Origin of the sequence: Xanthomonas sp. 4461 (assembly GCF_024806475.1) — a bacterium.
Classification (GTDB): Bacteria; Pseudomonadota; Gammaproteobacteria; order Xanthomonadales; family Xanthomonadaceae; genus Xanthomonas; species Xanthomonas arboricola_F.
This window is the reverse complement of record NZ_JANTYV010000002.1, coordinates 381,072-407,046: the sequence shown is the minus strand read 5'-3', so window position 1 is coordinate 407,046 and position 25,975 is coordinate 381,072. Positions and strand designations below refer to the sequence as shown.

At 64.3% G+C, this 25,975-nt stretch carries 21 protein-coding genes, 1 tRNA gene and 2 pseudogenes; 16 read left to right on the top strand and 8 right to left on the bottom strand.

Translation table 11 applies throughout. From position 1 onward, the window contains the following. Nucleotides 1-6: 6 nt before the first annotated feature. The 4 genes from FHY19_RS09520 to FHY19_RS09505 are packed head-to-tail and all read right to left on the bottom strand — an operon-like array spanning nt 7 to nt 2,475. Entirely contained in the window at nt 7-993 is a 987-nt protein-coding gene (locus tag FHY19_RS09520) for an ABC transporter permease (protein WP_259153630.1), read from the bottom strand. Then, nucleotides 990-1,865, bottom strand: a complete 876-nt coding sequence (locus FHY19_RS09515; protein ID WP_259153632.1) for an ABC transporter ATP-binding protein — start codon at nt 1,863-1,865, stop codon at nt 990-992. Before FHY19_RS09515 ends, FHY19_RS09520 begins: the two co-directional genes overlap by 4 nt. Then, entirely contained in the window at nt 1,862-2,224 is a 363-nt protein-coding gene (locus tag FHY19_RS09510; RefSeq protein WP_005988451.1) for a GntR family transcriptional regulator, read from the bottom strand. Before FHY19_RS09510 ends, FHY19_RS09515 begins: the two co-directional genes overlap by 4 nt. A gap of 2 nt (nt 2,225-2,226) precedes the next feature. Next, nucleotides 2,227-2,475: a hypothetical protein gene (locus FHY19_RS09505; protein ID WP_259153637.1), complete on the bottom strand. Its 249-nt coding sequence runs from the start codon at nt 2,473-2,475 to the stop codon at nt 2,227-2,229. Nucleotides 2,476-2,610: 135 nt separating this feature from the next. Between FHY19_RS09505 and FHY19_RS09500 the strand changes: the two genes are divergently transcribed. From FHY19_RS09500 to FHY19_RS09455, 10 genes and pseudogenes are all read left to right on the top strand, one after another. After that, nucleotides 2,611-3,168 (top strand): glutathione peroxidase, encoded by a 558-nt coding sequence (locus FHY19_RS09500; protein ID WP_259165271.1) that lies wholly within the window; start codon nt 2,611-2,613, stop codon nt 3,166-3,168. 90 nt (nt 3,169-3,258) lie between these two features. Then, nucleotides 3,259-4,230, top strand: coding sequence for an FKBP-type peptidyl-prolyl cis-trans isomerase (locus tag FHY19_RS09495; RefSeq protein ID WP_259153641.1), 972 nt, complete (start codon nt 3,259-3,261; stop codon nt 4,228-4,230). A gap of 24 nt (nt 4,231-4,254) precedes the next feature. Continuing rightward, nucleotides 4,255-5,601 (top strand): UDP-glucose/GDP-mannose dehydrogenase family protein, encoded by a 1,347-nt coding sequence (locus FHY19_RS09490; protein WP_046964976.1) that lies wholly within the window; start codon nt 4,255-4,257, stop codon nt 5,599-5,601. Further along, the gene (locus FHY19_RS09485; RefSeq protein ID WP_005988457.1) at nt 5,594-5,830 is read left to right on the top strand and encodes a SlyX family protein; all 237 of its coding nucleotides are present in this window, start codon (nt 5,594-5,596) and stop codon (nt 5,828-5,830) included. The genes FHY19_RS09490 and FHY19_RS09485 overlap by 8 nt, the downstream gene beginning before the upstream one ends. A gap of 18 nt (nt 5,831-5,848) precedes the next feature. Further along, a complete protein-coding gene (locus FHY19_RS09480) occupies nt 5,849-6,586 on the top strand; it encodes a DUF2058 family protein (RefSeq protein ID WP_326521119.1) in 738 nt (245 codons plus the stop codon). A gap of 441 nt (nt 6,587-7,027) precedes the next feature. After that, nucleotides 7,028-7,861, top strand: coding sequence for a transporter (locus tag FHY19_RS09475; protein ID WP_259165267.1), 834 nt, complete (start codon nt 7,028-7,030; stop codon nt 7,859-7,861). A 516-nt stretch (nt 7,862-8,377) separates the two neighbouring features. Then, a pseudogene (locus tag FHY19_RS09470) lies at nt 8,378-9,460 on the top strand (LacI family DNA-binding transcriptional regulator); the annotation flags it as partial. A 13-nt stretch (nt 9,461-9,473) separates the two neighbouring features. Next, nucleotides 9,474-10,784: an L-fucose:H+ symporter permease gene (fucP, locus tag FHY19_RS09465; protein ID WP_259165263.1), complete on the top strand. Its 1,311-nt coding sequence runs from the start codon at nt 9,474-9,476 to the stop codon at nt 10,782-10,784. Next, nucleotides 10,781-11,767: a carbohydrate kinase gene (locus tag FHY19_RS09460; protein WP_259165251.1), complete on the top strand. Its 987-nt coding sequence runs from the start codon at nt 10,781-10,783 to the stop codon at nt 11,765-11,767. Before fucP ends, FHY19_RS09460 begins: the two co-directional genes overlap by 4 nt. Further along, nucleotides 11,764-12,969, top strand: a complete 1,206-nt coding sequence (locus FHY19_RS09455; protein ID WP_259165249.1) for an AGE family epimerase/isomerase — start codon at nt 11,764-11,766, stop codon at nt 12,967-12,969. The genes FHY19_RS09460 and FHY19_RS09455 overlap by 4 nt, the downstream gene beginning before the upstream one ends. A gap of 371 nt (nt 12,970-13,340) precedes the next feature. Here the strand turns inward: FHY19_RS09455 and metH are convergent, their stop codons facing one another. Further along, nucleotides 13,341-16,127, bottom strand: coding sequence for a methionine synthase (gene metH, locus FHY19_RS09450; RefSeq protein ID WP_259166360.1), 2,787 nt, complete (start codon nt 16,125-16,127; stop codon nt 13,341-13,343). Nucleotides 16,128-16,175: 48 nt separating this feature from the next. On the opposite strand from metH, the gene FHY19_RS09445 reads away from it, so the two are divergent. Further along, a complete protein-coding gene (locus tag FHY19_RS09445; RefSeq protein WP_259166389.1) occupies nt 16,176-16,358 on the top strand; it encodes a hypothetical protein in 183 nt (60 codons plus the stop codon). A gap of 16 nt (nt 16,359-16,374) precedes the next feature. Here the strand turns inward: FHY19_RS09445 and FHY19_RS09440 are convergent, their stop codons facing one another. Continuing rightward, nucleotides 16,375-17,505, bottom strand: coding sequence for a homocysteine S-methyltransferase family protein (locus FHY19_RS09440; protein WP_259165247.1), 1,131 nt, complete (start codon nt 17,503-17,505; stop codon nt 16,375-16,377). Beyond that, nucleotides 17,502-18,497, bottom strand: coding sequence for a metalloregulator ArsR/SmtB family transcription factor (locus tag FHY19_RS09435; RefSeq protein WP_259153651.1), 996 nt, complete (start codon nt 18,495-18,497; stop codon nt 17,502-17,504). The genes FHY19_RS09440 and FHY19_RS09435 overlap by 4 nt, the downstream gene beginning before the upstream one ends. A 123-nt stretch (nt 18,498-18,620) precedes the next feature. On the opposite strand from FHY19_RS09435, the gene FHY19_RS09430 reads away from it, so the two are divergent. From FHY19_RS09430 to FHY19_RS09420, 3 genes and pseudogenes are all read left to right on the top strand, one after another. Beyond that, nucleotides 18,621-19,769 (top strand): acyl-CoA dehydrogenase family protein, encoded by a 1,149-nt coding sequence (locus FHY19_RS09430; RefSeq protein ID WP_259153652.1) that lies wholly within the window; start codon nt 18,621-18,623, stop codon nt 19,767-19,769. Between the two features lie 191 nt (nt 19,770-19,960). Then, nucleotides 19,961-20,047 (top strand): annotated as a pseudogene (locus tag FHY19_RS09425) (acyl-CoA dehydrogenase family protein); the annotation flags it as partial. A 531-nt stretch (nt 20,048-20,578) separates the two neighbouring features. Further along, nucleotides 20,579-22,102: a platelet-activating factor acetylhydrolase IB subunit gene (locus FHY19_RS09420; protein WP_259165237.1), complete on the top strand. Its 1,524-nt coding sequence runs from the start codon at nt 20,579-20,581 to the stop codon at nt 22,100-22,102. A gap of 458 nt (nt 22,103-22,560) precedes the next feature. Here the strand turns inward: FHY19_RS09420 and FHY19_RS09415 are convergent. Beyond that, a tRNA-Leu gene (locus FHY19_RS09415) sits at nt 22,561-22,647 on the bottom strand. A gap of 121 nt (nt 22,648-22,768) precedes the next feature. Between FHY19_RS09415 and rnr the strand changes: the two genes are divergently transcribed. Continuing rightward, complete coding sequence (gene rnr / locus FHY19_RS09410) at nt 22,769-25,291, top strand: ribonuclease R (protein WP_259165236.1); 2,523 nt, start codon at nt 22,769-22,771, stop codon at nt 25,289-25,291. A 132-nt stretch (nt 25,292-25,423) separates the two neighbouring features. Continuing rightward, complete coding sequence (locus FHY19_RS09405) at nt 25,424-25,897, top strand: GFA family protein (protein WP_259153658.1); 474 nt, start codon at nt 25,424-25,426, stop codon at nt 25,895-25,897. Nucleotides 25,898-25,975 lie beyond the last annotated feature (78 nt).

The window sequence follows — 25,975 nt, the reverse complement described above, 5'->3', positions numbered from 1 at the left end:
AGGTCCTCAGGCTTCGGAGCGCCGGCGGCGCAGGTAGATGGAAGCGGCGATCAGCGCGATGCCGATGGCGGCGCCGATCCAGATGTCGGGATCGGCATAAACCCGCGAACTGTCGGTGTGCTGCAACGCCCACTGCACCAGGTCGCTGGGGTTGCTCATCGCACTGCTGTCCAGATTGCCGCTGACGGCAAGCGGCGACCAGGTGCCGGGCAGGGCGCTCAGCAGACCGCGATAGCCGACGATGTACCAGATGTCGCCGATCGGCAGCGACACGCCGGGCATCGCCGACAGGATGCTCAACATCACGCAGGCCAGCAGCGGAAACAGCACCGCCCACAGGAACGGCTTGCTGCTGGCCCAGGCCGAACAGAACATCAGCCAGCCCACGGTCGGCAGCGACCACAGCAGGCCCATCGGCACGGTCCGCAGCATCAGCCACAACAACGAGAACGGATGCGAGTGCGTGGCCAGCCCCCATGGGTTGGGCACCCCGGCGATCAACGCGCCGCCGATGGCGATCAGCCATAACGCCAGGCCGACCAGCACGCCGATGGCGATTGCGACCAGCGGCGCCAGCAACAATGCCCAGGCGGCCTTGGACAGCACCGTCTGCACATCGGACACCGGCAGCGATTTCCAGAACAGCACGCTGCGGTCGCGGCGGTCGTCGTACAGGCTGCCCAGCGAATAGAAGAACACCACGAACGCCAGGACCACCGAGGCGATACCGACGCCGCCGAGCAGCAGGCCATCGCCGACCTGGCCCAGCGTGCGGGTGTATTCGGCCAGATCGTTCATCGTCATGCTGTCGCCGACCATGTTGCGACGTGCGCTGATCGCCCCGATCACCGCACCCAGCAGCGCGAAGAACACCGCGATGCCGCCAGTGATGACCTGTGCCCAGACGAAGCCGCCACGGTGTTCCCAGTACTCGCGTTTGAGCAACCAGCCGAACGTGCGGGCGGGAGAAGCTTGGTGGGTGAGTGCATTCATGCGTAGGTCCCCTTCATGACCGCGACGAACAGGTCGGCAAGGCCGGGATTGCGGGTTTCGCCAAAACGGGCGAGCTGCGCTTTCGGCTCGCCATCGAACAGCATGACGGTCTTGCCGAACGGCAGGCTGCGCTCGTCGATCGGTTTCATGGCTCTGGCAGCGTCCAGGTGCTCGGCACTGACCAGCACCTCGGTGTAGCGCTCGGCGACGTTTTCCATGTCGGCGGTCAGCACGATGCGGCCGTCGCGGATGAACATCACATCGGTGAGGATGTGTTCGATCTCTTCGACCTGGTGGGTGGTGACGATGATGGTCTTCTGCTCGTCGAAGTAATCCTCCAGCAGGCGCTGGTAGAACTGCTTGCGATACAGGATGTCCAGGCCCAGGGTGGGTTCGTCCAGCACCAGGATGCGCGCGTCGATGGCCATCACCAGCGCCAGATGCAACTGCACGATCATGCCCTTGGACAATTCGCGCACCCGCGATTTGCGGTTGAGCTGGGTGTTGGCCAGAAAACGTTCGCACTTGGCGCGATCGAAGCGCGGATGCACGCCGGCAACGAAATCGATCGCTTCGCCCACCCGCAGCCAGCGCGGCAGCACCGCCACGTCGGCGATGAAGCAGACCTCGTTCATCAGCGCGTTGCGCTGGGTGCGCGGGTCCATGCCCAGCACCTTCAGCTCGCCATCGAAGTCGGTCAGCCCCAGCACGGCCTTGAGCGCGGTGGTCTTGCCGGCGCCGTTGGGGCCGATCAATCCGACGATGCGGCCCGGGGCGATGGTGAAGCTGGTGTTGTCCAGCGCCAGCCGATGTTTGTAAGCCTTACGCAGGCCACGCGCGTCGACGACATGGTCGGTGGAGACGGCGGTCATGGTGTTTTCCCCTGTGGCAACAGATCGTCGATGGACAGGCCCAGGCGCTGGATGCGTTCCAGTACCGCCGGCCATTCTTCATTCAAAAAGCGGTCACGTTCGCTTCCGCGCAGCTTCTGTGCGGCTTCCGGGGTCATGAACATGCCCAGGCCGCGGCGTTTTTCCACCAGGTTCTCGTCGGCCAACTCCTGGTAGGCGCGCGAGACGGTGATGGGGTTGAGTTGGTAGTCCGCCGCCACCTGGCGCACCGAAGGCAGGGCGTCGCCAGGTTTGAGGATTCCATCGAGCATCATGGCAATGACCCGTTCCTTGAGTTGGCGATAGATGGGAGCGCCGTCGCTCCATTGGATGTCGTTCATGATCAGCTCCGTGGGCGCAGAACCTGCGCGAAGGAGAAATAGGGCATCGACAGCGAGGCACGCAGGTGACGGCTGGGCCGGGTGCGTCCCTCGGGGGGAGTTGTCGCGTTTTCCGTAACCGCCTCCGACACGCCATAATCGGCGCCGGACTCCGTGACCTGACTGGAAGCGGCTCCCAGCCAACCAATGGCAAACAGGGTGCTGCCGAGCAGCAACAGCGGAACTGGTCGCCTGACACGTGTGCTGTTCATGCTTTCCCCCTGCGTTGGATGACTGGTGTTGTATTCAACTATAACACCGACACGCAGGCAGTCAACTGTCTGTCATAGCCAACTGATGGCACCCCGCGCAAAACCGGGTGCCGCACCATCTTCGAGGGCCTGCCAATGTTGCTCAACCGTCTATTGGTCGTTGTATTTGCTGGTTTTTTTGCCAGCTCGGCGCTGGCCGCCGGAGCGCCGTTGCTGGATCTGGAGTACCGCCCGCTGGCCGGCAAGGCGCCAATCAACCTGAACCGTAGTTACGGCGGCAAGGTGGTGATGGTGGTCAATACCGCCAGCAAATGCGGCTTCACCCCGCAGTACGAGGGCCTGGAAGCGCTCAATCAGCGCTTCGCCAGCCGGGGGTTTGCGGTGCTGGGCTTTCCGTCCAACGATTTCCAGGGGCAGGAACCGGGATCTGAGAAGCAGATCCAGGAATTCTGCACGCTGACCTATGGCGTCAAGTTCCCGATGTTTGAGAAGGTGCATGTGCTGGGCAAGCAGGCGACGCCGCTGTATCAGCGCCTGACGCAGGCCACCGGCGTGGCGCCGGGCTGGAACTTCCACAAGTATTTGATTGGGCGCGATGGACGCGTGGTGGCGCAGTTCCCCAGCAAGATCAAACCGGACGATCCGAGCGTTGTGGCGGCGATCGAACGCGAGCTCAATGCGCAGTCGCGCTGAGCGCGGCTCTCGCAACGCCGCGTGCGCATGCGACAATGCGTGTTCAGCGCCGTCGGTGGCGTGTCTTTTCACTTTCGGGAAGTGCATCGAATGAAGATGGGAAAGCGCGGCGCGGCGGCGTCGCTACTGATGGTGGCAATGACGGCTTCGATGCCGGCGATGTCGCAGCAACCGGCCGCAGCGGCCACCAAGGAGAAGCCAGTTTTGAATGCATCGTCTGAGAAGAGCACGCGCGACAACGTCAGCTACGCCATCGGTATGGACGTGGCGCGCTCGTTCGAGCCGATTGCCCAGGACATCGATCTGAGCGCGATGCAACGCGCCATCGAAAATGCCTTCAAGGGCGGCAAGCCGCTGTTGTCCGACGAGCAGACTCAGGCGACCGATACCGCATTGCGCACCGCGCTGGCCGCCCGTAACGGCCAGCAGGTGCCGGGCATGGCGCCTGGCTCCACGCCGGCCGCGCCGTCCAAGGAAAACGTCGGCTTGATGCTCGGCGACCGCGCGGTCGGCCCGTCGCTGGCCGGCATCAAGGACGAGATCGATCTGTCGATCCTGATGGAAGCGGTGCGGACCGTGTTCGCCAAGGGCACCACCCGTCTGACCCAGCAGGAAGCCGCTGCCACCATGCAGGCGTTCGCCGCTGCCAAGCAGGGCGCTGCCGGTGCCAAGAATCGCGAAGAAGGCAACGCCTTCCTTGCCAAGAACAAGACCGAGAAAGGCGTTATCACCACCGCGTCCGGCCTGCAGTACATGGTGCTGCGCCAGGGCAGCGGCGAGCGCCCGATGCGGACCAACAAGGTGCGTGTGAACTACGAAGGCAAGCTGCTCAGCGGGCAGGTCTTCGACAGTTCGTACCAGCGCGGCCAGCCGGCCGAGTTCGGTCTGGATCAAGTCATTCCCGGCTGGACCGAGGGCGTCGCCTTGATGCCGGTCGGTTCGAAATATCGTTTCTGGATTCCATCCAACTTGGCCTATGGCCCGAACGGCACGCAGGGGGGGCCGATCGGACCAGACGCAACGTTGACGTTCGATGTCGAACTGATGGGTATCCTTCCCTGATCCCCCACAGGAGTACCCCCACCCATGCGAGTTGCGATCTTTGGTACCGGCTATGTTGGTCTTGTCACCGGTACCTGTCTGGCGGAAGTAGGTCATCACGTTATCTGCGTGGATATCGACCAGGCGAAAGTTGATGGTCTCAATCGTGGGGTGATACCCATCTATGAACCCGGCCTGGAGCCGATGGTGAAAGCCAACCACGCCTCCGGCCGGTTGCGCTTCACCACCGACGCCGCCGAGGCGATTGCGCACGGCGAAATCACCTTCATCGCCGTGGGCACGCCGCCGGACGAGGATGGCAGTGCCGACCTGCAGTACGTGCTTGCGGTTGCGCGCACTGTCGGTCGCCATATCGATGGCCCGTCGGTCGTGGTCAACAAGTCCACCGTGCCGGTCGGTACCGCCGACAAGGTGCGCGCGGCGATCCAGGAAGAACTGGACGCACGTGGCGTGGACCACGAATTCGATGTCGTCTCCAACCCAGAGTTCCTGAAGGAAGGCGATGCGGTGGCCGACTGCATGCGTCCGGACCGGATCGTGATCGGCGCCAAGAAGCCGGCGGCGATCGCACGCATGCGCCGTCTGTATGCCCCGTTCAACCGCAACCGCGATCGCATCGTGGAAATGGACGTGCGCTCGGCCGAGCTCACCAAGTACGCGGCCAACGCGATGCTGGCGACCAAGATCAGTTTCATGAACGAGATCGCCAATATTGCCGAGCGTGTCGGTGCGGACGTCGAGCACGTGCGTAACGGGATCGGCTCGGACCCGCGTATCGGCTGGCACTTCATCTACCCGGGTGCCGGTTACGGCGGCTCGTGCTTCCCGAAGGACGTGCAGGCGCTTGCCAAGACTGCCGAGCAGTACGGCATGGAGCCGACCCTGCTCAACGCAGTGGAAAGCGTCAACAACGCGCAGAAGGGTCACCTGTTCGAGCTGGTGCAGCGTCATTACGGTGGCGAAGGCGGCAGCATCGCCGGCAAGACCTTTGCGGTGTGGGGCCTGGCGTTCAAGCCCAATACCGACGACATGCGTGCGGCATCCAGCCGTCGTCTGATGGCGCAGTTGTGGGAGGCCGGTGCCACCGTGCGCGCCTACGACCCGGAAGCCACCCATGAGGCCAAGCGCATCTTCGGCGAGCGCGACGACCTGACCTTCTGCGACGAAGCCTTTGCTGCACTGGAAGGCGCCGATGCACTGGTCGTGGTCACCGAGTGGAAGCAATTCCGCAGCCCGGATTTCAGCAAGATCAAGCAGGCCTTGAAGGACGACGTCGTGTTCGACGGTCGCAACCTCTACGACCCGCAGGAGATCGAGGCTGCAGGCCTGGCTTACTACGCCATCGGACGAGGCCGTTCGTTGCATGCATGAGCAACTCTCGCCGCGCGACCAGGCACTGGACGCGCGGTTGGTGGAACTGGAAACGCGCCTCTCCTTTCAGGAGCAGGCGCTCAATGAACTGAGTGAAGCACTTGCGGACGCCCGTTTGACGGGCGCCCGCAATGCCGAACTGATCCGCCACCTGCTCGAGGATCTGGGCAAGGTGCGCTCCACGTTGTTTGCCGATGCAGCGGACGAACCGCCGCCTCCGCACTATTGATTGCAGATTGCCACCGCCATGAGCGATACCTTACGTGACCAGTTGCTTGGCCTGGGCTTCAAGTCCGCGCCCAAGCCCGAACGCAAACCCGACGCACGTCCTGCCGCGCGTCAGCATGGCAATGGTGGCAAGCCCGCGCCCGGCGGCAACAGGCCGGGTGGCCAGGGCAGGGGACCGCAGCGGCCGCACGCCGCTGCGGCGACCGATGCAGCCGGCGCACGTAAAAGCGATGGCCGGCCCAACCGGCGCCACGATGGCAAGCCGGCAGCGTCGCCGCGCCCGCAACAACCCAATGCAGACCGACGCGGCCCCCGGCCGGCGCGCACGCGCGAGGACATCGACCTGGCCAAGGCCTATGCGATCCGTGCGCAGCGCGAAAAGGACGAGCGCATCGAAGCCGAGCGGCTGAAGCAGGAAGAAGCACGCCTGCGTCGCGAAGCCAAGGCCAAGCTCGAAGAACTGCTCAAGGACAAGGGCCTGAACCATGCCGATGCCGACATCGCGCGGCATTTCCCGTATGGCGGCAAGATCAAGCGCATCTACGTCACCGCCGATCAGCTCAAGGCGCTCAACGCCGGCGAGCTGGGCGTGCTGCAACTCAACGGCCGCTACCTGCTGGTGACCGCCGAGGTGCTCGCCGAGGCCGAATCCGTATTCGCGCCGTCGGTCGCCCTGAAGGTGGACCCGAATGCACCGGCAGGCGACGACCCGTACGCCGATCCCAAATTCCAGGTGCCCGACGATCTGGTCTGGTAACACCTTGATCCACTGATGATGTGACACCTGGGCACCTGTTGGGTGCCCTTGTTGTTTGCGATGTTTTCCAGGCCATGCAACGTTGGATGCGCTTGCATCGTGGTGGTGCAGCCCGTTTCATATCGTCTCGTGTAATGCAGTTGCCTGCTGCACGCTGCGTCTGGGTCGGCCGAACAATCTGTCGCCGATCAAGCCGGCAATCGATGCCCTCTTGTAGGGCGACAACTAGCGCGAACACTGGCAATTGCTTATCGATTCCGAGTGCTGCCGTGCATCTGTTTGGATGTTCTTTGCAGGCCGCCGGTTGCGGATCAGCGACGGGAGTACAGTCGCTATACAGGCTGGTCACGGCCAGGGCCGCACTATGCGCGCCATTACAGATTGGCGCTCGCAGTCTTCGAGTCTGTTGCGTCGTGGCTCACTTCCCGATTGGTGCTGCATATGTCCACATCCTCGAAATGCATGAAGCCCTGCGCTGGCGAATCGATTTCATCGGCCACGGGTAACGCACTGCGTTCGCATGCCGGTCGCCTGCTCGTGTCGTTCGGCGTAGTGTTTGCGCTGTGTGGTGCGAGTCCGCACGCATCTGCGCAGTCGGAAGATGCGCCAGCCTTTGATCGTCCCGGCATCCCGTTCGCTGCCGAGGTGCTGCAGCCCGGTGCGTTCGCCTGGGAGCAGGGATTGCCCGATGCCAGTACCGACCGTGCAGATGGTCAGCGCACGACGCTGTATAGCGCTGACACCGTGCTGCGTCTGGGGCTGTCACAGCAGGTGGAGCTGCAACTGGGCAGCGACAGTTACAACTGGCAGCACGGCGGTGGCGCGCGTGTGCGGGGCGGCGGCGACAGCCATGTCGGTTTGAAGGTCGCCTTGCCGTCGCGATCGGAGAGTTTTCATTGGGCGGCACTTGGCACCTATAGCGTGCCGACCGGCAGCCCTGCTTTCAGCGATGGGTATTCGCGCGAGCTCGGGGTGACTGCATCCTGGGATCTGTCGCAGCAGCGCGCGCTCGCCTTCTACGTCAACTACGCACGCGACAACGACGGGCACACCTGGACGTTCTCGCCCAACTACACGTTTTTCTCGGGCGAGCATTTCAGCAGTTACGTGGAAGCGGGTCTGGATACCGGTAGCGAGCATTCGCGGGTAGCGGGCGCTGGCGGCGCCTGGCAGCTGCCGCATGCGATGCAGCTCGATGTCTCGGTGCTGCGTGGGCTGACGTCGGAAAGCCCTGATTGGCAGGGCGGGATCGGGTTGTCGATCGCGTTTCAGTAATCGAGCAATGGCAGCGCACGAACGCATGCGACGCAGAGGCGCGACATCGGGTGCTGCTTGATTATTGGGGGCATGCCCCGGTAACAGTGCCGCCTCTGGCCAACGGTGCTTGCGTGACCACGATTCATCGAGCTGGAAACGTCATTGGGTGTCGGTAGACAGGTGGGCGAAGCGAGTGTGGGGTTCGCGTGCGGCGCCAAGGACAGCGTATCGGCAACTCACGCCGCGTCTGCTGGAAGCTGGAGCAACCTGTTGTTGCCGCCGGATGCCGTGACTCGATGGGGTGCCGACATCGGGCAATCCTCTGGCGCTGGCCCGGCAAGGGCGGTGGTCCAGGCTGCACCGAGAGCACCATGCCCATGCTGCACTGCCGCATGCATTGAATGGCGGGAAAAGGCCTAATTGGATCGATCCAATTCCAGTCCATTGCATGCACGTTTTTCATTCAGCGGAGTTTGGCGCTTGACGCGTCCCAAGCAGGCCTCGGGCGTCGCGGAGGCTGGCGACGCGCGCCTGGCGCGGCGCGGGGCGGTGACGCTGCGCGACATCGCAGGCGCAATCGGTGTCTCGCGCGCGACCGTGTCGCTGGTGCTGCGCGGCAGCCCCCTGGTGCATGCCAGCACGCGCGCGCGCGTGGAGGCCGAACTGGACCGGCAACATTACGTCTACAACCGCGCTGCCGCCAATTTGCGCCAGCGGACCTCATCCAGCATTGCGCTGGTCATCAACGATCTGTCCAACCCGTTCTTCGCAGAGTTTGCGGCTGGCGTTGACGAAGCGTTGGGCGCGGCCGGCTATGTCACCCTGCTGGGCAGTACCGGCGAGTCCACGCAGCGTCAGCAGGCGGTGCTGACCTCGTTGATGGAACACACACCGGCCGGGATCATCCTGTCGCCCGCCGAGGGCAGCCAGGCGCAGGCCCTGGCGCAGGTGCTCGGCCGCCAGCGCAACGTGGTGTTGTTCAACCGTGAGGTGGAGGGCGCCGGTTGGGACCTGCTGGCGCTGGACAACGAGCAGGGCGCGTATCTGGCCTGCACGCATCTGATTGCACAAGGCCATCGGCAGATCGTGTTTTTCGGCGGGCATGCCGAATCCAGCTCGTGCCGGCAGCGTCGTGCCGGCTATACGCGCGCCATGTCCGCTGCGGGCCTGGCGGTGCGGTACGTCGAGTCGGCACCCAATCGGCAGGATGCGGCACTGTGCGGCGCGCGTATGCTCGACAACGCCGACCACGCTGCGACTGCGGCGGTTTGCTACAACGACAGCGTTGCGCTCGGCCTGATGGCCGCACTGGCGATGCACGGCAGCGTGCCGGGCCGCGATTTCGCGGTGACCGGCTTCGACGACATTGCCGAAGCGGCATTGTTCACTCCGGCACTGACCACGCTGGCTGCCGATCCGCGCGCGCGCGGCCAGCAAGCTGCGCAGCTGGTGCTGCAGCGCATCGGCAGCCCGGACCTGGCCTCGCAACGGCTGACCGCTGCAGTTGCGCTACAAGTCCGCGCGAGCAGTGCGTGCGCACCCTCTCACCTGTCTTCTTCGCACCATCCCGTAAGCGATTCCCCCGTCCATTCCCCCACCAAGGCCTCAGGCCGCTGACCAGGCAACTCCTATGGTTTCCCTTTCCACGCAATCCACTGTGCCAAGCGGCAACAAGGCGCCCGTCAACAACGGCGTCGCGTTGTCGGTGGTGACCACGATCTTTTTCATGTGGGGCTTTCTCACCTGCCTCAACGACATCCTGATTCCGCATCTGAAGGCGGTGTTCGAGCTGAACTTCGCGCAGGCGATGCTGGTGCAGTTCACCTTCTTCGGTGCGTACTTCCTGATGTCGCTGCCGGCGGGTTGGCTGGTCAATCGCCTGGGTTACAAGCAGGGCATCGTGGCCGGGCTCGCGGTGGCGGCAGTCGGTGCGCTGGGCTTCTGGCCGGCGGCGGAACTGCGCGTGTACGGCGCATTCCTGGGCGCGCTGTTCGTGCTCGCCACCGGCATCACCATCCTGCAGGTGGCGGCAAATCCATATGTTGCGTTGCTGGGTCCGGAGCGTAGTGCCTCCAGCCGCCTGACCCTGGCGCAGGCGCTCAACTCGCTGGGTACCGCGATCGCGCCGTTGCTGGGTGGCTGGTTGATCCTGTCCAACACGGTGATGAGCGGCGACCAGCTCAAGGCCTTGCCGGAAGCCGAGCAACTGGCCTATCGCGTGCAGGAAGCCCAGGCCGTGCAAGGCCCCTACATCGGGCTGGGTGTGGTGCTGTTCCTGCTGGCGATCTTCGTGTTCCTGTTCCGTTTGCCGGCATTGACCAATGGCGGCGCGCAGAAGGAAGAGAGCAAGCATTCGCTGCTGGATGCGCTGCGCCACCCGCATGTGCGCTTCGGTGTGCTGGCGATCTTTTTCTATGTCGGCGCAGAAGTCGCGATCGGCAGCCTGATGGTCAATTACTTCTCCTTGCCGGAGATCGGCGGGTTCACCGAGCGCGAGGCGACCAAGTACGTGTCGGCGTACTGGACGCTTGCCATGATCGGCCGCTTCATCGGGTCGGCCTTGCTGGCCAAGCTGTCGCCACGCGTGCTGTTGTCGGTATTTGCGGGTATCAATGCCTTGCTGCTGGGCCTGACCATGGCCAGTGGCGGCATGCTGGCGGTGTATGCGCTGGTGGCGATCGGCCTGTTCAACTCGATCATGTTCCCCACCATTTTTACCCTGGGCATCGAGCGTCTTGGCCCGCTGACCGGGCGTGCGTCCAGCCTGTTGATCATGGCGATTGTGGGCGGCGCGATCGTGCCGTATCTGCAGGGCTTGCTGGCAGATCACATGGGCCTGCATGAGTCCTTCGTGCTGCCGCTGGTGTGCTACCTGTACATCGTGTTCTACGGCATCTGGGGTTCGCGCCTGCGTGGCGCACTGGCGGAGGCGCGCGCATGAATGCTGCCAAGAACCAGGTGGTCTGTTTCGGCGAAGCCCTGATCGACATGCTGGCCTTGCCGCAGGCCAGCACCGACGACGCGCGCACCTTTGCGCAATATGCCGGTGGTGCGCCGGCCAATGTTGCGGTGGCGGTGGCAAAGCTCGGCGGCGCCGCGCATTTTGTCGGCATGCTCGGCCGCGACATGTTCGGCGACTTCCTGCTGCAGAGCCTGCAGCAGGCCGGGGTGATCACCGATGGCATCGTGCGCACCGATCAGGCCAAGACCGCGCTTGCCTTCGTCGCATTGGACGAGGCGGGCGAGCGCAGTTTCAGCTTCTACCGCCCGCCTGCAGCGGACCTGCTGTTCCGCCCAGAACACTTCGCCGCAGACGGATTCACGCAAGCCGCCGTGCTGCATGTGTGTTCCAACAGCATGACCGAGCCTGCGATCGCGCAGTGCACGCTCGACGGCATGCGCCGTGCACGTGCCGACGGCGCCATCGTCAGCCTGGATCTGAATCTGCGCCCGATGCTGTGGCCGCAGGAGGTGGACCCGGCTCCGTTGCTGTGGGAAGCGCTGGCGCTGGCCGATGTGGTCAAGCTCTCGCGCGAGGAACTCGACTATCTGGCCGGCACCTTGAACGCCGACGCCAGCGCGGTGACGCAGAAGCTGTGGCAGGGCAATGCGCGCTGGCTGCTGGTTACCGATGGCGGCGGCCCGGTGCATTGGCAGACACGGGTGGATTCCGGCCAGGTGTCGGCGTTCACCGTGCAGGTGCGCGACAGCACCGCTGCTGGCGATGCCTTCGTTGGTGGTCTGCTGTATCAGCTGGCCGCACGTGCGACGACGCTTGAACACCTGTGCGGCGATGCTGCGGCGATGACGCAGGTGATTCGTTTCGCCGCCGCAGTCGGTGCGCTGGCAGTGACACGCAAGGGCGCGTTTGCTGCGATGCCCAGCCTCGATGAAGTCCATTCTCTGATCCAGGAACAAGCATGAGCCCGTTGCCCGCATCTCCCGCCCCCGATTTCCGCTCGGCCGATGTGTTGCGCCAGCATATTGCCGACACCATGGCGTTCTATCACCCGCGCGCGATCGATCCAGCCGGTGGCTTCTTCCAGTATTTCAAGGATGACGGCAGCATCTACGATGCCGGTCACCGGCATCTGGTGAGCAGCACGCGCTTCGTCTTCAACTACGCAATGGCCTACCGCGAGTTCGGCAACGCGCAGTACCTGGAGGCAGTGCGCCACGGCCTGGATTATCTGCGCAACGTGCATCGCAACGCCGCCACCGGCGGTTATGCCTGGACCTTGCGCGATGGCGTCGTGGAAGACGACATGAACCACTGCTACGGCGTGGCGTTCGTGCTGCTGGCGTATTCGTGTGGGCTGAAGGCCGGCATCGGCGAGGCGCGTGCGTGGATGGGCGAAACCTGGCAGCTGCTGGAAAAACACTTCTGGGAGCCGGAATTTGGTTTGTACCGCGACGAAGCCGATGCGCAGTTCAACTTCACCACGTATCGCGGCCAGAACGCCAACATGCATATGTGCGAGGCGATGATCGCCGCGTACGAAGCCAGCGGCGAGCAGCGCTACCTGGATCGCGCGCTGCAGCTGGCCGATCACATGACCCGGCGCCAGGCGGCCAAGGCCGATGGTCTGGTGTGGGAGCATTACGACCCGCAGTGGAACATCGATTGGGACTATAACCGCGACAACCCCAAGCACTTGTTCCGGCCCTGGGGCTTCCAGCCGGGCCACCAGACCGAATGGGCCAAGTTGCTCATGCTGCTGGATCGTTATGCACCCACGGACTGGTTGTTGCCGACTGCGCAGCATCTGTTCGATGTCGCGGTGGAGCGCTCCTGGGATACGCAGCGCGGCGGGCTGTATTACGGGTTCGCGCCCGATGGTCAGGTGTGCGACGACGACAAGTATTTCTGGGTGCAGGCCGAGTCGTTGGCTGCAGCGGCCTTGTTGGCACAGCGCAGTGGCGATGCGCGCTACTGGCAGTGGTACGACAAGCTGTGGGATTACTCCTGGAAGCACATGGTCGACCATCGCTATGGCGCGTGGTATCGCATTCTGGATGCAGATAACCGCAAGTACAGCGATGAGAAGAGCCCGGCCGGCAAGACCGATTACCACACCATGGGCGCGTGTTACGAAGTGTTGAACGTGTTGCGGCCAGCAGCTTGATGGGGGGTAACAGAGCACAGCCGCCTATGTGCGGCCGCGCCGTGACGTAGGAACGCACCCGGGCGCGACGGGGCGTTATCGGTAAAGCCTTGTCGCGCCCGGGTGCGCTCCTACGTTGGTCGGAGGGCGCGTCCGGGGATGCTGGCCCGATGTTAATTGGGTGCCGCCCCGTGTGGGAGGACTACGACGTTCGAATGTAGTGCGGACAGCGGCTTGATGCTGGAGGTGACATGGCGTGGCCGTACATGTGCGGCCGCGCCGTGACGTAGGAGCGCACCCGGGCGCGACGTGGCGTTATCGGTAAAGCCTCTTCGCGCCCGGGTGCGCTCCTACGTTGGTTGGAGGGCGCGTCCGGGGATGCTGGCCCGATGTTATTCCGGGTCGTAATCCAGGTTCGATGCCAGCCAGCGCTCGGCCAGTGCCAGCGTGATGCCCTTGCGCTTTGCGTAGTCGGCGACCTGTTCCTTGCCTAGCCGTCCCACCACGAAGTACTGGCTCTTGGGATGGCTGAAGTAATAGCCGGATACCGCCGCGGTGGGCAGCATCGCAAAGCTTTCGGTAAGCGACATGTCTGCATTGCGTTCGGCATCGAGCAGATCGAATAGCCTGCGTTTTTCGCTGTGTTCCGGGCATGCCGGGTAGCCCGGTGCCGGGCGAATGCCGCGATAGCGTTCGGCAATCAATGCTTCGTTGTCGAGGTCTTCATTGTCGATGTAGCCCCAGAATTCGGTGCGCACACGCTGGTGCAGGCGCTCGGCCAGGGCTTCGGCCAGGCGATCGGCCAACGCTTTGAGCAGGATCGCGTTGTAGTCGTCGTGCGCCGCCTCGAAGCGCGCCACATGCGGGTCGATCCCGATGCCGGCAGTGACCGCAAACGCGCCGATCCAGTCCTGCTTGCCGCTGCTCTTGGGCGCGATGAAATCGGCCAGGCAGAAGTCGGGGCGGTCGACGGGTTTGTCGACTTGCTGGCGCAAGAAATGCAGGAGCTGCCGGGATTGGGTATTCGGGATTGGGGATTGGCCGGGGTGCTGCGAATCCCCAGGCCCGATTGCCGAATCCCGGTGATCTGTGAGGATCACTTCGACATCATCGCCCACGCTATTGGCTGGCCACAGCCCAAATACCGCCTTGGCCGTAAGCCATTTTTCGTCGACGATCTGCTTCAGCATGCGTCGCGCGTCGCGATACAGTTCGCTGGCCTGGGTGCCGACGATCTCGTCGCTGAGGATGGCGGGAAATTTGCCGGCCAGCTCCCAGGCCTGGAAGAACGGCGTCCAGTCGATCAGCTGGGTCAACTCCTGCAGCGGGTAATCGTTGAAAACATGCAGGCCCGGCTGCCGCGGAATGGGCGGTGTGTAGTTCACCCAATCGCCATCGAAACGCTGTGCGCGCGCCTTTTCTAGCGATACCAGCCGTTTGGCATCGCCACGGTTGCGATGGCGTGCGCGGATCTCGGCGTAGTCCGCATCGTTGGCAGCGACGAATGCCTGACGCAGGTCGCGCGAGATCAGCGATTGCGCAACGCCCACTGCACGCGAGGCATCCTTCACCCAGACCGTGGGCGCGGTGTAATGCGGGTCGATCTTCAGCGCAGTGTGCGCGCGCGAGGTGGTGGCGCCGCCGATCAACAACGGGATCTCGAAACCCTGCCGCTGCATTTCGCGCGCCACATGCGACATCTCTTCCAGCGAGGGCGTGATCAGGCCGGACAAGCCGATCAGGTCTGCATTCTCTTCGCGCGCACGGTCAAGGATCACCTGCGCAGACACCATCACGCCCAGGTCCACCACATCGAAGTTGTTGCATGCCAACACCACGCCGACGATGTTCTTGCCGATGTCGTGCACATCGCCCTTGACGGTGGCCATGATGATCTTGCCGTTGGATTTGCCGACATCGCCGGTGCGCAGTTTTTCCGCTTCGATAAAGGGGAGCAGATAGGCCACGGCCTTTTTCATCACGCGCGCGGACTTGACCACCTGCGGCAGGAACATCTTGCCGGCGCCGAACAAGTCGCCGACCACGTTCATGCCGTCCATCAGCGGGCCTTCAATCACATCCAGCGGACGCGTGGACTGTTGGCGCGCCTCTTCGGTATCGGTTTCCACGTAGGCGTCGATGCCATGCACCAGCGCATGCGCCAAGCGTGCGCGTACCGGCTTGTCGCGCCATGCCAGGTCTTCGACCTTGGCCGCACCCTTGCTGCCCTTGTAGCGTTCGGCGATTTCCAGCAGCCGCTCGGTGCCGTCCTTGCGCCGGTTGAGGATGACGTCTTCCACACGCTCGCGCAGATCCGGGTCCAGTTCGTCATAGATCGGCATGCCACCGGCATTGACGATGCCCATGTCCATGCCAGCCTCGATCGCATGGAACAGAAACACCGAATGGATCGCCTGGCGCACCATCTCGTTGCCGCGGAACGAGAACGACACATTCGACACGCCACCGGAGACATGGCAGTGCGGCAGCGTACGTTTGATCTGGCGCGTCGCCTCGATGAAGTCCACCGCGTAGTTGTCGTGCTCCTCGATGCCGGTGGCCACGGCAAAGATATTCGGGTCGAAGATGATGTCTTCCGGTGGAAAACCCACCTGCTCGGTCAACACCTTGTAGGCGCGCGTGCAGATTTCCACCTTGCGCGCGCAGGTATCGGCCTGGCCCACTTCATCGAAGGCCATCACCACGGCGGCGGCGCCGTAACGCAGCACCTTGCGCGCCTGTTCGATGAAAATTGCCTCGCCCTCTTTGAGCGAGATCGAGTTGACCACGCTCTTGCCTTGCAGGCACTTCAGGCCGGCCTCGATCACCGTCCATTTGGACGAATCCACCATCACCGGGATGCGTGCGATATCCGGCTCGGACATGATCAGGTTGAGAAAGCGCGTCATCGCCTTTTCGGAATCGATCAGGCCCTCGTCCATATTGACGTCGAGGATCTGCGCGCCGTTGGCGACCTGCTGGCGTGCCACCTCTACCGCCTCTTCGTAGCGCTCTTCCTTGATCAGCTTGCGGAACTGCGCGCTGCCGGTGACGTTGGTGCGCTCGCCGACGTTGACGAACAGCAGGTCCGGCGTGATGACCAACGGCTCCAGGCCGGACAGGCGGGTGTAGCGGGGAGTGCTCATGCGAGGCTCTTGTGGGCGTCGGACGTGGCGAATGTCCAGGCGAGGCGATGACGGGTGGCGGTCGGCCGGGCGCGGATCGAGATGGCCCTCATCCGCCCTTCGGGCACCTTCTCCCGCGTGCGGGAGAAGGGGGCTTTTGTCCACATGCTGCGCAATGTGCTGTCGTTCTCCCGCGTGCGGGAGAAGGGAACTCTCGTCCACGCGCCGCACAACGTGTCGTCCTTCTCCCGCGTGCGGGAGAAGGTGGCGCGAAGCGCCGGATGAGGGCCCATGTGCCGCATCACGCCGCCAGCTCTTGCGCACCCGGCAACTGTCGCGGCGGTAGGCCCGCTACCGCCTCTGCAATTGCGCGGATGTGGTCCGGCGATGTGCCGCAGCAACCGCCAACCAGATTCAGCAAGCCGGACTGGGCAAATTCGCGCAAGGTCTCGGCCATTTCCTCGGGCGTCTCGTCGTACTCGCCGAAGGCATTGGGCAGGCCGGCATTCGGATGCGCGCTGACATAGGCGTCGGCAATCTGAGCCAGCGTTTCCACATGCGGGCGTAGATCCTTGGCGCCCAGTGCGCAGTTCAAACCCACCGACAGTGGGCGGCCATGTGCGACCGAGGCGTAGAAGGCTTCGGCTGTCTGCCCGGACAGCGTGCGACCGGACGCATCGGTAATGGTGCCGGAGACCATCACCGGCAAGCGCCCGCCGCGCGCTTCGAAGACCTCTTCGATCGCGTACAGCGCGGCCTTGGCATTGAGCGTGTCGAAGATGGTCTCCACCATCAGCGTGTCGGCACCGCCATCGATCAAGCCTTCGACGGCCTCGCGGTAGGTCTCGCGCAGCGCGTCGAAACTGGTGTTGCGGTAGCCGGGGTCGTTGACGTCCGGACTGATCGAGGCGGTGCGGCTGGTGGGGCCGAGCACGCCGATCACAAAGCGCGGTTTGTGCGGCGTCAGCGCTTCGACGGCATCGCAGCATTCGCGCGCGATCTGCGCGCCGGCCTTGTTCAATTCGTACACCACGTGCTCGAGGTGATAGTCGGCCTGGCTCACCGAGGTGGCGTTGAACGTGTTGGTTTCCAGCAGGTCGGCACCGGCATCCAGGTACGCGCGATGGATACCGGCAATGATCTCCGGGCGGGTCAGCAACAGCAGATCGTTATTGCCCTTCAGGTCGTGGCCTTCTGGCGTGTGTGCGTGATCGCAGCCCGGGCCGTGCACATGCGCGCTGTCGTAGCCTTCGGCGAACCGCGTGCCGCGGTAGTCGGTTTCCTGCAGATCGTGGCGCTGAATCATGGTGCCCATCGCACCATCGATGATGAGGATGCGTTCGCGCAGTGCAGTGCCGAGTTTGTCGGCGCGCTCCGGGTGCAGCCAGGGCAGCGAGAAGGAACGTGGGGTGTGGGGCTGTGCAGGCGTCATGGTGCGGTTCTCCGTGGTGCAGTGCTCTTGCCGTCAATCGATCCCGAATCCAGAGTCCCCATTCCCGGCTTCATCGCAATCAGCGAAATCACCTCGAAATGCGGTGGGCGTTTCTCACGCGTCACCGTCTCCAGGCTGGAGACATCCAGCCCGGCTTTCTCGACGAACTTGCGCAATTCCTTGGCGGCAAATCCCAGATTGACGTGGCCATAGGCATGCACGGCCGCGCGGTGTTCGTGCTTGGCCAGGCTGCACAGCAGCAGGCGGCCGCCCGGGCGCAACACGCGTGCAGATTCGGCCACCGCTTGCGCCGGTCTTGCGGCATAGGTGAGCGCGTGCATCAGCACCACCAGGTCGAAGCTGGCATCGGGGAAGGGCAGTGCATGCATATCGCCTTCGCGTACTTCCACGTTGCGCAGCTTGCGCAGACGCTCGCTGGCAGCGGCAACCACGCGTGCGCTGGTGTCGATGCAGATGTAGCGGGTGGCGTGCGGGGCGACCAGTTCCGCCAGCACGCCGTCGCCGGAGGCGATGTCGAGCACGTCGCCGGTTTCCAGCAGGGGCAGGGCGGTGCGTGCCAGTGCTTCCCAGGTGCGCCCCGGGGAGTAATGCCGTTCCATGTCGCCGGCCACCGAATCGGCCCAGTTCTGGTCGGCGGCGCGGTTGGCCAGCACGGCGGCCACGCGCTCGGCATCCTGGCGCAACAGCGGGTCGTCGCTGCCGGTGCTCAGCGCCAGCCACAGGGCACGCTGTGCGGGATCCAGCGATACTTCGTCGAAACGGTAATACGCCGACACGCCGGCGCGGCGGTCGCGCACCAGCCCGGCTTCCTTTAGCTTGGCCAGGTGGGTGGACACGCGCGGCTGGGCCAGGCGGGTGATGGCCGACAGCTCGGCCACGGTGAGCTCTTCCTGTTCCAGCAGCGCCAGCAGGCGTACCCGGGTGGCATCGGCAAACACTTTCAGTCGCGCCGACCAGTCTTCCAGATCCATGAATATCTCTATATCGCGATATGGAGATATTTTCGGCCGGGCGGGGTACCGGGTCAACTACATACGCATGCGAATGGTTGGGGCTACAATGGCCGCTCAGTCAATACCCGGGAGGGGTCGAACGTGGATTTCAGCTTTACCGAAGAACAACTGATGATCCAGGACGTGGCCCGCCGGATCGCCCAGGAAAAGATCGCCCCCAGCGCCGAGCAGTTCGACCGCAGCGGCGAGTTCCCGTTGGAAAATATCCAGCTGCTGGGCGAAAACGGCCTGATGGGCATCGAGGTGCCGTCCGAGTATGGCGGTGCCGGCATGGATCCGATCAGCTACGCGCTGGCGATGATCGAGATTGCGGCCGGCGACGGCGCGCACTCCACCATCATGTCGGTCAACAACTCGCTGTTCTGCACCGGCATCCTGAAGAACGGCACCGAGGCGCAGAAGCAGCTGTATGTGCGCGCGATCGCCGAAGGCACGCACATCGGCGCGTTCGCGCTGACCGAGCCGCAGTCCGGCTCGGATGCATCGGCGATGCGCTGCCGGGCGGTCAAGCAGGCCGACGGCAGCTTCGTCATCAACGGCAAGAAGAGCTGGATCACCTCCGGCCCGGTGGCCAAGTACATCGTGCTGTTTGCGGTGACCGAGCCGGACAAGGGCTCGCGCGGCATCACCGCCTTCATGGTCGACACCGACAAGCCGGGTTTTCATCGCGGCAAGACCGAGCCCAAGCTGGGCATCCGCGCCTCGGCCACCTGCGAGATCGAGTTCGCCGATTACGTTGCACAGGCCGACGAGGTGTTGGGCGTGGAAGGCGAGGGCTTCAAGACCGCGATGAGCGTGCTCGATGCCGGGCGGATCGGCATTGCCTCGCAGGCAGTGGGTATTGCGCGCGCCGCGTATGAAGCGACGCTTGCCTACGTCAAGGAGCGCAAGGCCTTCGGCGCTGCCATCGGCACGTTCCAGATGACCCAGGCCAAGATCGCCGACATGAAATGCAAGCTGGATGCGGCGTTGTTGTTGACGCTGCGTGCGGCCTGGCTCAAGGGGCAGGGCAAGAAGTTCGGTACTGAAGCGGCGGTCGCCAAGCTCACCGCATCGGAAGCGGCGATGTGGATCACCCACCAGGCGGTACAGATCCACGGCGGCATGGGCTATTCGAAGGAAATGCCGCTGGAGCGCTACTTTCGCGATGCCAAGATCACCGAGATCTACGAAGGTACCTCGGAGATTCAACGCCTGGTGATCGCGCGCGGCGAAACCGGGCTGCGCTGAGGCCTGCCGCACTCCAGCGCTGCCGCGAGTGCGGCAACGCTGGAGCGCTCTCCGCGCTGCCAAAATCACCGAGATCTATGAAGGCACCTCGGAAATCCAGCGCCTGGTGATTGCACGCGGCGAAACCGGGCTGCGCTGAGGCCGGCCGCACTCCAGCGCTGCCGCGAGTGCGGCAACGCTGGAGCGCTCTCCGCGATGCCAAGATCACCGAGATCTACGAAGGTACCTCCGAGATTCAACGCCTGGTGATCGCGCGCGGCGAAACCGGGCTGCGCTGAGGCCGGCCGCACTCCAGCGCTGCCGCGAGTACGGCAACGCTGGAGCGCTCTCCGCGCTGCAAAAATCACCGAGATCTACGAAGGTACCTCCGAGATTCAACGCCTGGTGATCGCGCGCGGCGAAACTGGACTGCGCTGAGCCCGGCCGCACTCCAGCGCTGCTGCCAGTGCGGCAACGCTGGAGCGCTCTCCGCGTTGCCAAAATCACCGAGATCTATGAAGGCACCTCGGAAATCCAGCGCCTGGTGATCGCGCGCGGCGAAACCGGGCTGCGCTGAGGCCGGCCGCACTCCAGCGCTGCCGCCAGTGCGATGCAGCGTTTGGTAGGAGCGTGCTTGCACGCGAGGCGGCGTTGGCGATAACGCTGTAGCGTGCAGGCGCGCCTTGGCTCTGGTGGATCCGCGCTGGGTAAGTCGCCAGCTCATAGCATCTCCGGCCGCAGCGCCCGGCGGCAGGTGCACGGCGTTCACGCTTGTCGTTGACGGCACGTGCGGACCACAATCGCCGCTTCTCCCGTCTGCTGGTGCGCGCATGCCCCGGTTTCTGCACGCCGTGTTTCCCCGCCCTTCGCGGTCTGCCATTGCACCCGCATTGCTGTGCTGGGGGCTGTTGCTGGTCTGCGCCACCGTCGGCGCGCAAACACCACCGCCGTCGATCGTGCCCACCGACCGCCTGCAGGAGCCGTGGTGGGCCCAGCGCCACGCGCAGGTGCTGGAACAGGTCAAACAGCATCCGGAGACGAAGCTGCTGTTGATCGGCGATTCGATCACCCAGAACTACGAAAAATCCAAGGCGCCCGACGAAGACTTTCAGCCCACCTGGCAGACCTTCTATGGCAGCCGCGGTGCACTCAATCTGGGCTTCAGCGGCGACGGCACCGAAAACGTGCTGTGGCGGCTGGCCAATGGCGAGGTCGACGGTCTGCAGCCCAAGGTCGCGCTGGTGTTGATCGGCACCAACAACACCGGCCATCTCGGCCAGACCGCAGAGCAGACTCAGCTCGGTATCGATGCGGTGGTCGCGGCGATCGAGCAGAAGTTGCCGCGCACGCACATCCTGCTGCTGAGCGTGCTGCCGAGCGCGATTTCGGCGGAGAAATCCGCTCGCGATGCGCAGATCAACCAGGGTCTGGCGGTGCGCTATGGCGACAACCCGCGCGTGACGTATCTGGATGTGAGCTCGGTCTTCCAGCGCGACGGCAAGCTGCGCACCGAGTTGTTCTACGACACGCGCTTTCGACCGGCTGCTGCAGCATTGCATCCGGATACCCAGGGGCAGCGCATGCTGGCCGAAGCGATCGAACCGACCCTGGCGCGGCTGCTGGGTGAGCCGCCGGTCAAGCCGGTGGCCGAACTCGGCCGCGACATCGCCACCTCGTTGATGCCGGTCGATTGGCTGGAGCAGGATTCCTACGACTGGTATGCGCGCCACCATGCCGCGCTGGCGGCGGCACGCACGCTCAAGCCGGAGGTGGTGATGATCGGCGATTCGATCACCCACTTCTGGGCCGGCCCGCCGCAGGCCACCCGTGTCAGTGGTCCGGAGTCCTGGCAGTGGCTGTACGGCAAGCGGCCGGTATTGAACCTGGGCTTCGGGTGGGATCGCACCCAGAACGTGCTGTGGCGCATCCGCCAGGGCGAACTCGACGGCCTGGATCCGCGCTGGGTGGTGCTGCATATCGGCACCAACAACCTCACCGGCACCACGCAGTCGCGTGCGAGCACGCCGGCCGAAACCGCGCAGGGCATCGATGCCATCGTGCGCGAAGTGCGCACGCGCATGCCCAACAGCAAGCTGATCCTGATGGCGATCATGCCGCGCGGCCGCACTGCCGGCGACCCGCAACGCGGCCCGATTGCCGAAACCAACCGCCTGCTGCGCGCACGGTATGCGGCCGAGCCATCGCTGCGCCTGGTCGATATCGGCAAACAACTGCTGCAGCCCGATGGCAGCCTGCCGGAAGCGCTGATGCCCGACGGCACCCATCCCAGCGAAGCCGGCTACCGACTCTGGGCACAGGCATTGCGCGATGCTGGAATCACCGCCGCTCCGTAGGACGGCCCATCGCGGCGCCGCCTGCCGCGCAGCTAGTTGCTGTCGTTTCGATGTAGTGGGATGGGGCCGTGGCGCAGCGTGCGTCATAGGTCCGGGTCGCGACGAGTTGCGCGTAGCGCTGATCGACGGTCGTTAATGGACCATGCCGCAAGGCCGCGTAGGCGTGGCAATCATCCGATCGCTTCGATGGATCAGTCGACTGGAGGCGGCTAACAAGTCGACAGCGCTCATCGGGCTGCGTTAACGACCAAGCGGACGCGGCGGGCGCTTGGAACTGTGTGCCCTGCGGTTTTGAGGGCGTCGGCCACACCCGGCTGACGACCGCTCCTACCTTCCATTGCCTGCTCTGACTCGCATTGGTCCCCAGCGCTGATCGGCGTCGGCATCTGGGCGCAGCGGAGATGTTTTCGAATCCCAGAAACCAGAAGACCCCCGATTGCTCGGAGGTCTTTTTAAACTGGTGCCCAGAAGAGGACTCGAACCTCCACGAAGTTGCCCCCGCTAGCACCTGAAGCTAGTGCGTCTACCAATTCCGCCACCTGGGCAGGTGAGCCGCGAATTTTGCAGACTCCTGACAGGCTTGTCAACGGGTTGTCTGTCGCAATCGTCAATGGTCCGGCCGGCCTTGCCGCCCACGTCAGGACAGCAAGGGGTACCATTAGGGTAATGACAAAGAAAAACACCCCAGATTCCGACCGGCCCAGCCGCCGCAAATCCACCAGCCCGGGCGAGTCCACCACCGCCGAGCAACAGAAACTGCCGGGTTGGATGCCGGACTTCCTGGTCCGCGCTGCGGCCGGTGCGTCCACCAAATCCGCCAACAAGCGCGCTGCGGCAAAGGCGTCGCCCGACCAGCCGCCACCGCCCGTCGAGCCTGCTGCACCCCGCGCACCGCATCCACGCAAGAGTGGGCCGCCCGCGCCGCCGCCGGAACGTTTCCAGCAAGAGGTCGTCCAGGCCGACGCCGTCGGCTTCAAGGACCCGCATGCCGATCGTGAGGCGCTGCGCTACGCGGAGCCGATTGCCAGCCGCGAAGCGATCCTGCAGTTGCTGGACGCCTGCGACGGCCCGCAGACCGCCGAAGAGATCGCCGAGCAGCTTGGTCTGAGCGACCGCATCGATGCGCTTGGCAAGCGCCTGGCTGCGATGGTGCGCGAAGCGCAACTGGTGCAGAACCGCCGCGGCGGCTATGCGCCGGTGCAGCAGACCAGCCTGATCGCCGGCGTGGTGATCGCCAACCCGGAAGGCTTCGGTTTCCTCAAGCCGGACGAGGGCGGTGACGACCTGTTCCTGCCGCCGTTCGAGATGCGCAAGGTCATGCATGGCGACCGTGCGCTGGCCAACGTCACCGGCATCGACCGCCGCGGCCGCCGCGAAGGCGCGATCGCGCGTGTGCTGGAACGCCGCATGTCGCGCATGATCGGGCGGTTCTTCTACGAGCACGGTGTGGCCTACGTCGACCCGGACGACAAGCGCGTGCAACGCAATGTGCAGATTGCGCCGGACGGTATCGGCGAGGCGCGCGAAGGGCAGCTGGTGGTGTGCGAACTGATCGCGCCGCCGGACGCCCGCCGCCCGGCGATCGGCAAGATCATCGCGGTGCTCGGCGACAAGCTCACCCCGTCGCTGGTGGTGGAGATGGCCATCCATGGCCATGAATTGCCGCACGAATTCCCGCAGGAAGTGCTGGATGAGGCCGCAGCGGTGCCGTTGGTGGTCGAGCCGCAGATGATCGGCGGGCGTGTGGATCTGCGGCAGATGCCGCTGGTCACCATCGATGGCGAGGATGCCAAGGATTTCGACGACGCGGTGTATTGCGAACCCAACGCCGACGGGTTCCGTCTGGTGGTGGCGATCGCCGACGTGTCCAACTATGTGCGTCCCGGCACGCCGCTGGACGACGAAGCGCAAAAGCGCGCTACCTCGGTGTATTTCCCCGGCTTTGTGGTGCCGATGCTGCCGGAGACCTTGTCCAACGGCATCTGCTCGCTGATGCCCAAGGTCGACCGCATGTGTTTCGTCTGCGACATGCAGGTGGGACGCGATGGCGAAGTGACCGGTTCGCGTTTTTACGAAGCGGTGATGAACTCGCACGCGCGCCTGACCTACAACCAGGTCTGGAAGGCGGTTGGCGAAGACGATGCCGATACCAAGGCGTTTATCGGCCCGTTGTTGCCGCAGGTGCAGCGCCTGCATCAGCTGTACAACGTGCTGTCGAAGGCGCGCACGCACCGCGGTGCGATCGAATTCGAAACCTCCGAAGTGCGCTTCGTGCTCGACAATACCGGCGAGGTCACCCAGGCCGGCATGCTGGTGCGCAACGACGCGCACAAGCTGATCGAAGAATGCATGATCGCCGCCAACGTGGAAGCCGCGCGCTATCTGCTGGGCGTGCACGTACCTGCGCCGTATCGCGTGCACGAGCGGCCGCCGGAGAGCAAGTACGAAGACCTGCTGGAGTTTCTCAAGGAATTCCAGCTCAGCCTGCCGGCATGGAGCAAGGTGCGCCCGGGCGATTACACCAAGTTGCTGAAGAAGGTGCGTGCGCGCCCGGATGCGGCGCTGCTGGAATCGGTGCTGCTGCGCAGCCAGAGCCTGGCGGTATATTCGCCAGACAACAACGGCCACTTCGGTCTGGCGTTGGAGGCGTATGCGCACTTCACCTCGCCAATCCGCCGGTATCCGGATCTGCTGGTGCATCGCGCCATCAAGCACGCGCTGACCGGTGCCAGCCCGGAAAAATTCATCTACACGCCGCGGCAGATGGCGGCACTGTCGCTGCAATGCTCCGAGCGTGGGCGGCGTGCCGATGAGGCCGAGCGCGAAGTGGACGAGCGGTATCGCGCGGCCTGGATGGAAAAGCATGTCGGCGGCCAGTTCGATGGCGTGATCAGCGGCGTGACCGGCTTCGGCCTGTTCGTGGAATTGACCCAATCCAAGGTCAACGGTCTGGTGCATGTCACCCAGTTGCCGCAGGACTATTACCAGTTCGATCCGATCCGCAAGACGCTCAGCGGCGAGCGCCGTGGCCGTGAGTTCCGCCTGGGCGACCCGGTACGCGTGCTGGTGCTCAAGGCCAGCATGGAAGAGCGCAAGATCGACTTCCGTCTGGCAGAGGACGGCGCGCCTGTCGAAGCGCCGCTGCCGCCGCGCGAGAAGCCGGCCAAGCGCAAGAAGAAGTCGTATTGATGCTTGGTGCATGCTGTTGCGGGCGGCCGAAATGGCTGCCCGCAATGCGTGGAGTCTGCATGCGTAGTGGGTGCCGCCGCGTGCCGTAGTGACGCGGCGGCTTGCATGACACGCTGATCTGCGAGGCAAACGATGAGCACATCCCCCGAGTACAGCGGTGGCTGCCAATGCGGCGCCGTGCGCTTTCATGTGCGCGGCGTGCTGGACGACGCATCGATCTGTCACTGCCGCATGTGTCAGAAAGCGTTTGGGGCGTATTACGCCCCGCTGGTGTCGGTGCGTGGCAGCGAGTTCCGCTGGACCCGCGGCGAGCCCAGGCGCTTTGCGTCGTCGACGCTGGTGCAGCGCGGGTTTTGCGCCGACTGCGGTACGCCGTTGACCTATGAGGCGCCCGATGGCGTGGCGATTGCCGCCGGCGCATTCGATACGCCGGAGCGGTTGCCTCCGCATATCCAGTACGGGCTGGAGCGCAAGTTGCCGTTCGTCGATGGCTTGGCGCAGCTGCCGACACGCCGCAGCGAGGACGATGCTGCGGCATTGGCGTTTCAGACCGCGCTGGTATCGCATCAACATCCGGACCACGACACCGAGCGCTGGCCGGCATAGCGGCGAGGTGGCTTTCGCAATGCAGGTCGCCGCTGTCTCCATCAGGCTGATGTCGGCGCGCTGCGGTTGGTTGCCGAC

Excerpts from the sequence above, each read along its gene's own strand:
- FHY19_RS09435 (WP_259153651.1), bottom strand. The coding sequence starts at position 18,497 with ATGGATCTGGAAGACTGGTCGGCGCGACTGAAAGTGTTTGCCGATGCC.
- fucP (WP_259165263.1), top strand. The coding sequence starts at position 9,474 with ATGGTTTCCCTTTCCACGCAATCCACTGTGCCAAGCGGCAACAAGGCG.
- FHY19_RS09505 (WP_259153637.1), bottom strand. The coding sequence starts at position 2,475 with ATGAACAGCACACGTGTCAGGCGACCAGTTCCGCTGTTGCTGCTCGGC.
- rnr (WP_259165236.1), top strand. The coding sequence starts at position 22,769 with ATGACAAAGAAAAACACCCCAGATTCCGACCGGCCCAGCCGCCGCAAA.
- FHY19_RS09480 (WP_326521119.1), top strand. The coding sequence starts at position 5,849 with ATGAGCGATACCTTACGTGACCAGTTGCTTGGCCTGGGCTTCAAGTCC.
- FHY19_RS09495 (WP_259153641.1), top strand. The coding sequence starts at position 3,259 with ATGAAGATGGGAAAGCGCGGCGCGGCGGCGTCGCTACTGATGGTGGCA.
- FHY19_RS09485 (WP_005988457.1), top strand. The coding sequence starts at position 5,594 with ATGCATGAGCAACTCTCGCCGCGCGACCAGGCACTGGACGCGCGGTTG.
- FHY19_RS09440 (WP_259165247.1), bottom strand. The coding sequence starts at position 17,505 with ATGACGCCTGCACAGCCCCACACCCCACGTTCCTTCTCGCTGCCCTGG.
- FHY19_RS09475 (WP_259165267.1), top strand. The coding sequence starts at position 7,028 with ATGTCCACATCCTCGAAATGCATGAAGCCCTGCGCTGGCGAATCGATT.
- FHY19_RS09455 (WP_259165249.1), top strand. The coding sequence starts at position 11,764 with ATGAGCCCGTTGCCCGCATCTCCCGCCCCCGATTTCCGCTCGGCCGAT.
- FHY19_RS09500 (WP_259165271.1), top strand. The coding sequence starts at position 2,611 with ATGTTGCTCAACCGTCTATTGGTCGTTGTATTTGCTGGTTTTTTTGCC.
- FHY19_RS09445 (WP_259166389.1), top strand. The coding sequence starts at position 16,176 with ATGGCCCTCATCCGCCCTTCGGGCACCTTCTCCCGCGTGCGGGAGAAG.
- FHY19_RS09490 (WP_046964976.1), top strand. The coding sequence starts at position 4,255 with ATGCGAGTTGCGATCTTTGGTACCGGCTATGTTGGTCTTGTCACCGGT.
- FHY19_RS09460 (WP_259165251.1), top strand. The coding sequence starts at position 10,781 with ATGAATGCTGCCAAGAACCAGGTGGTCTGTTTCGGCGAAGCCCTGATC.
- FHY19_RS09520 (WP_259153630.1), bottom strand. The coding sequence starts at position 993 with ATGAATGCACTCACCCACCAAGCTTCTCCCGCCCGCACGTTCGGCTGG.
- FHY19_RS09405 (WP_259153658.1), top strand. The coding sequence starts at position 25,424 with ATGAGCACATCCCCCGAGTACAGCGGTGGCTGCCAATGCGGCGCCGTG.
- FHY19_RS09420 (WP_259165237.1), top strand. The coding sequence starts at position 20,579 with ATGCCCCGGTTTCTGCACGCCGTGTTTCCCCGCCCTTCGCGGTCTGCC.
- FHY19_RS09515 (WP_259153632.1), bottom strand. The coding sequence starts at position 1,865 with ATGACCGCCGTCTCCACCGACCATGTCGTCGACGCGCGTGGCCTGCGT.
- FHY19_RS09510 (WP_005988451.1), bottom strand. The coding sequence starts at position 2,224 with ATGAACGACATCCAATGGAGCGACGGCGCTCCCATCTATCGCCAACTC.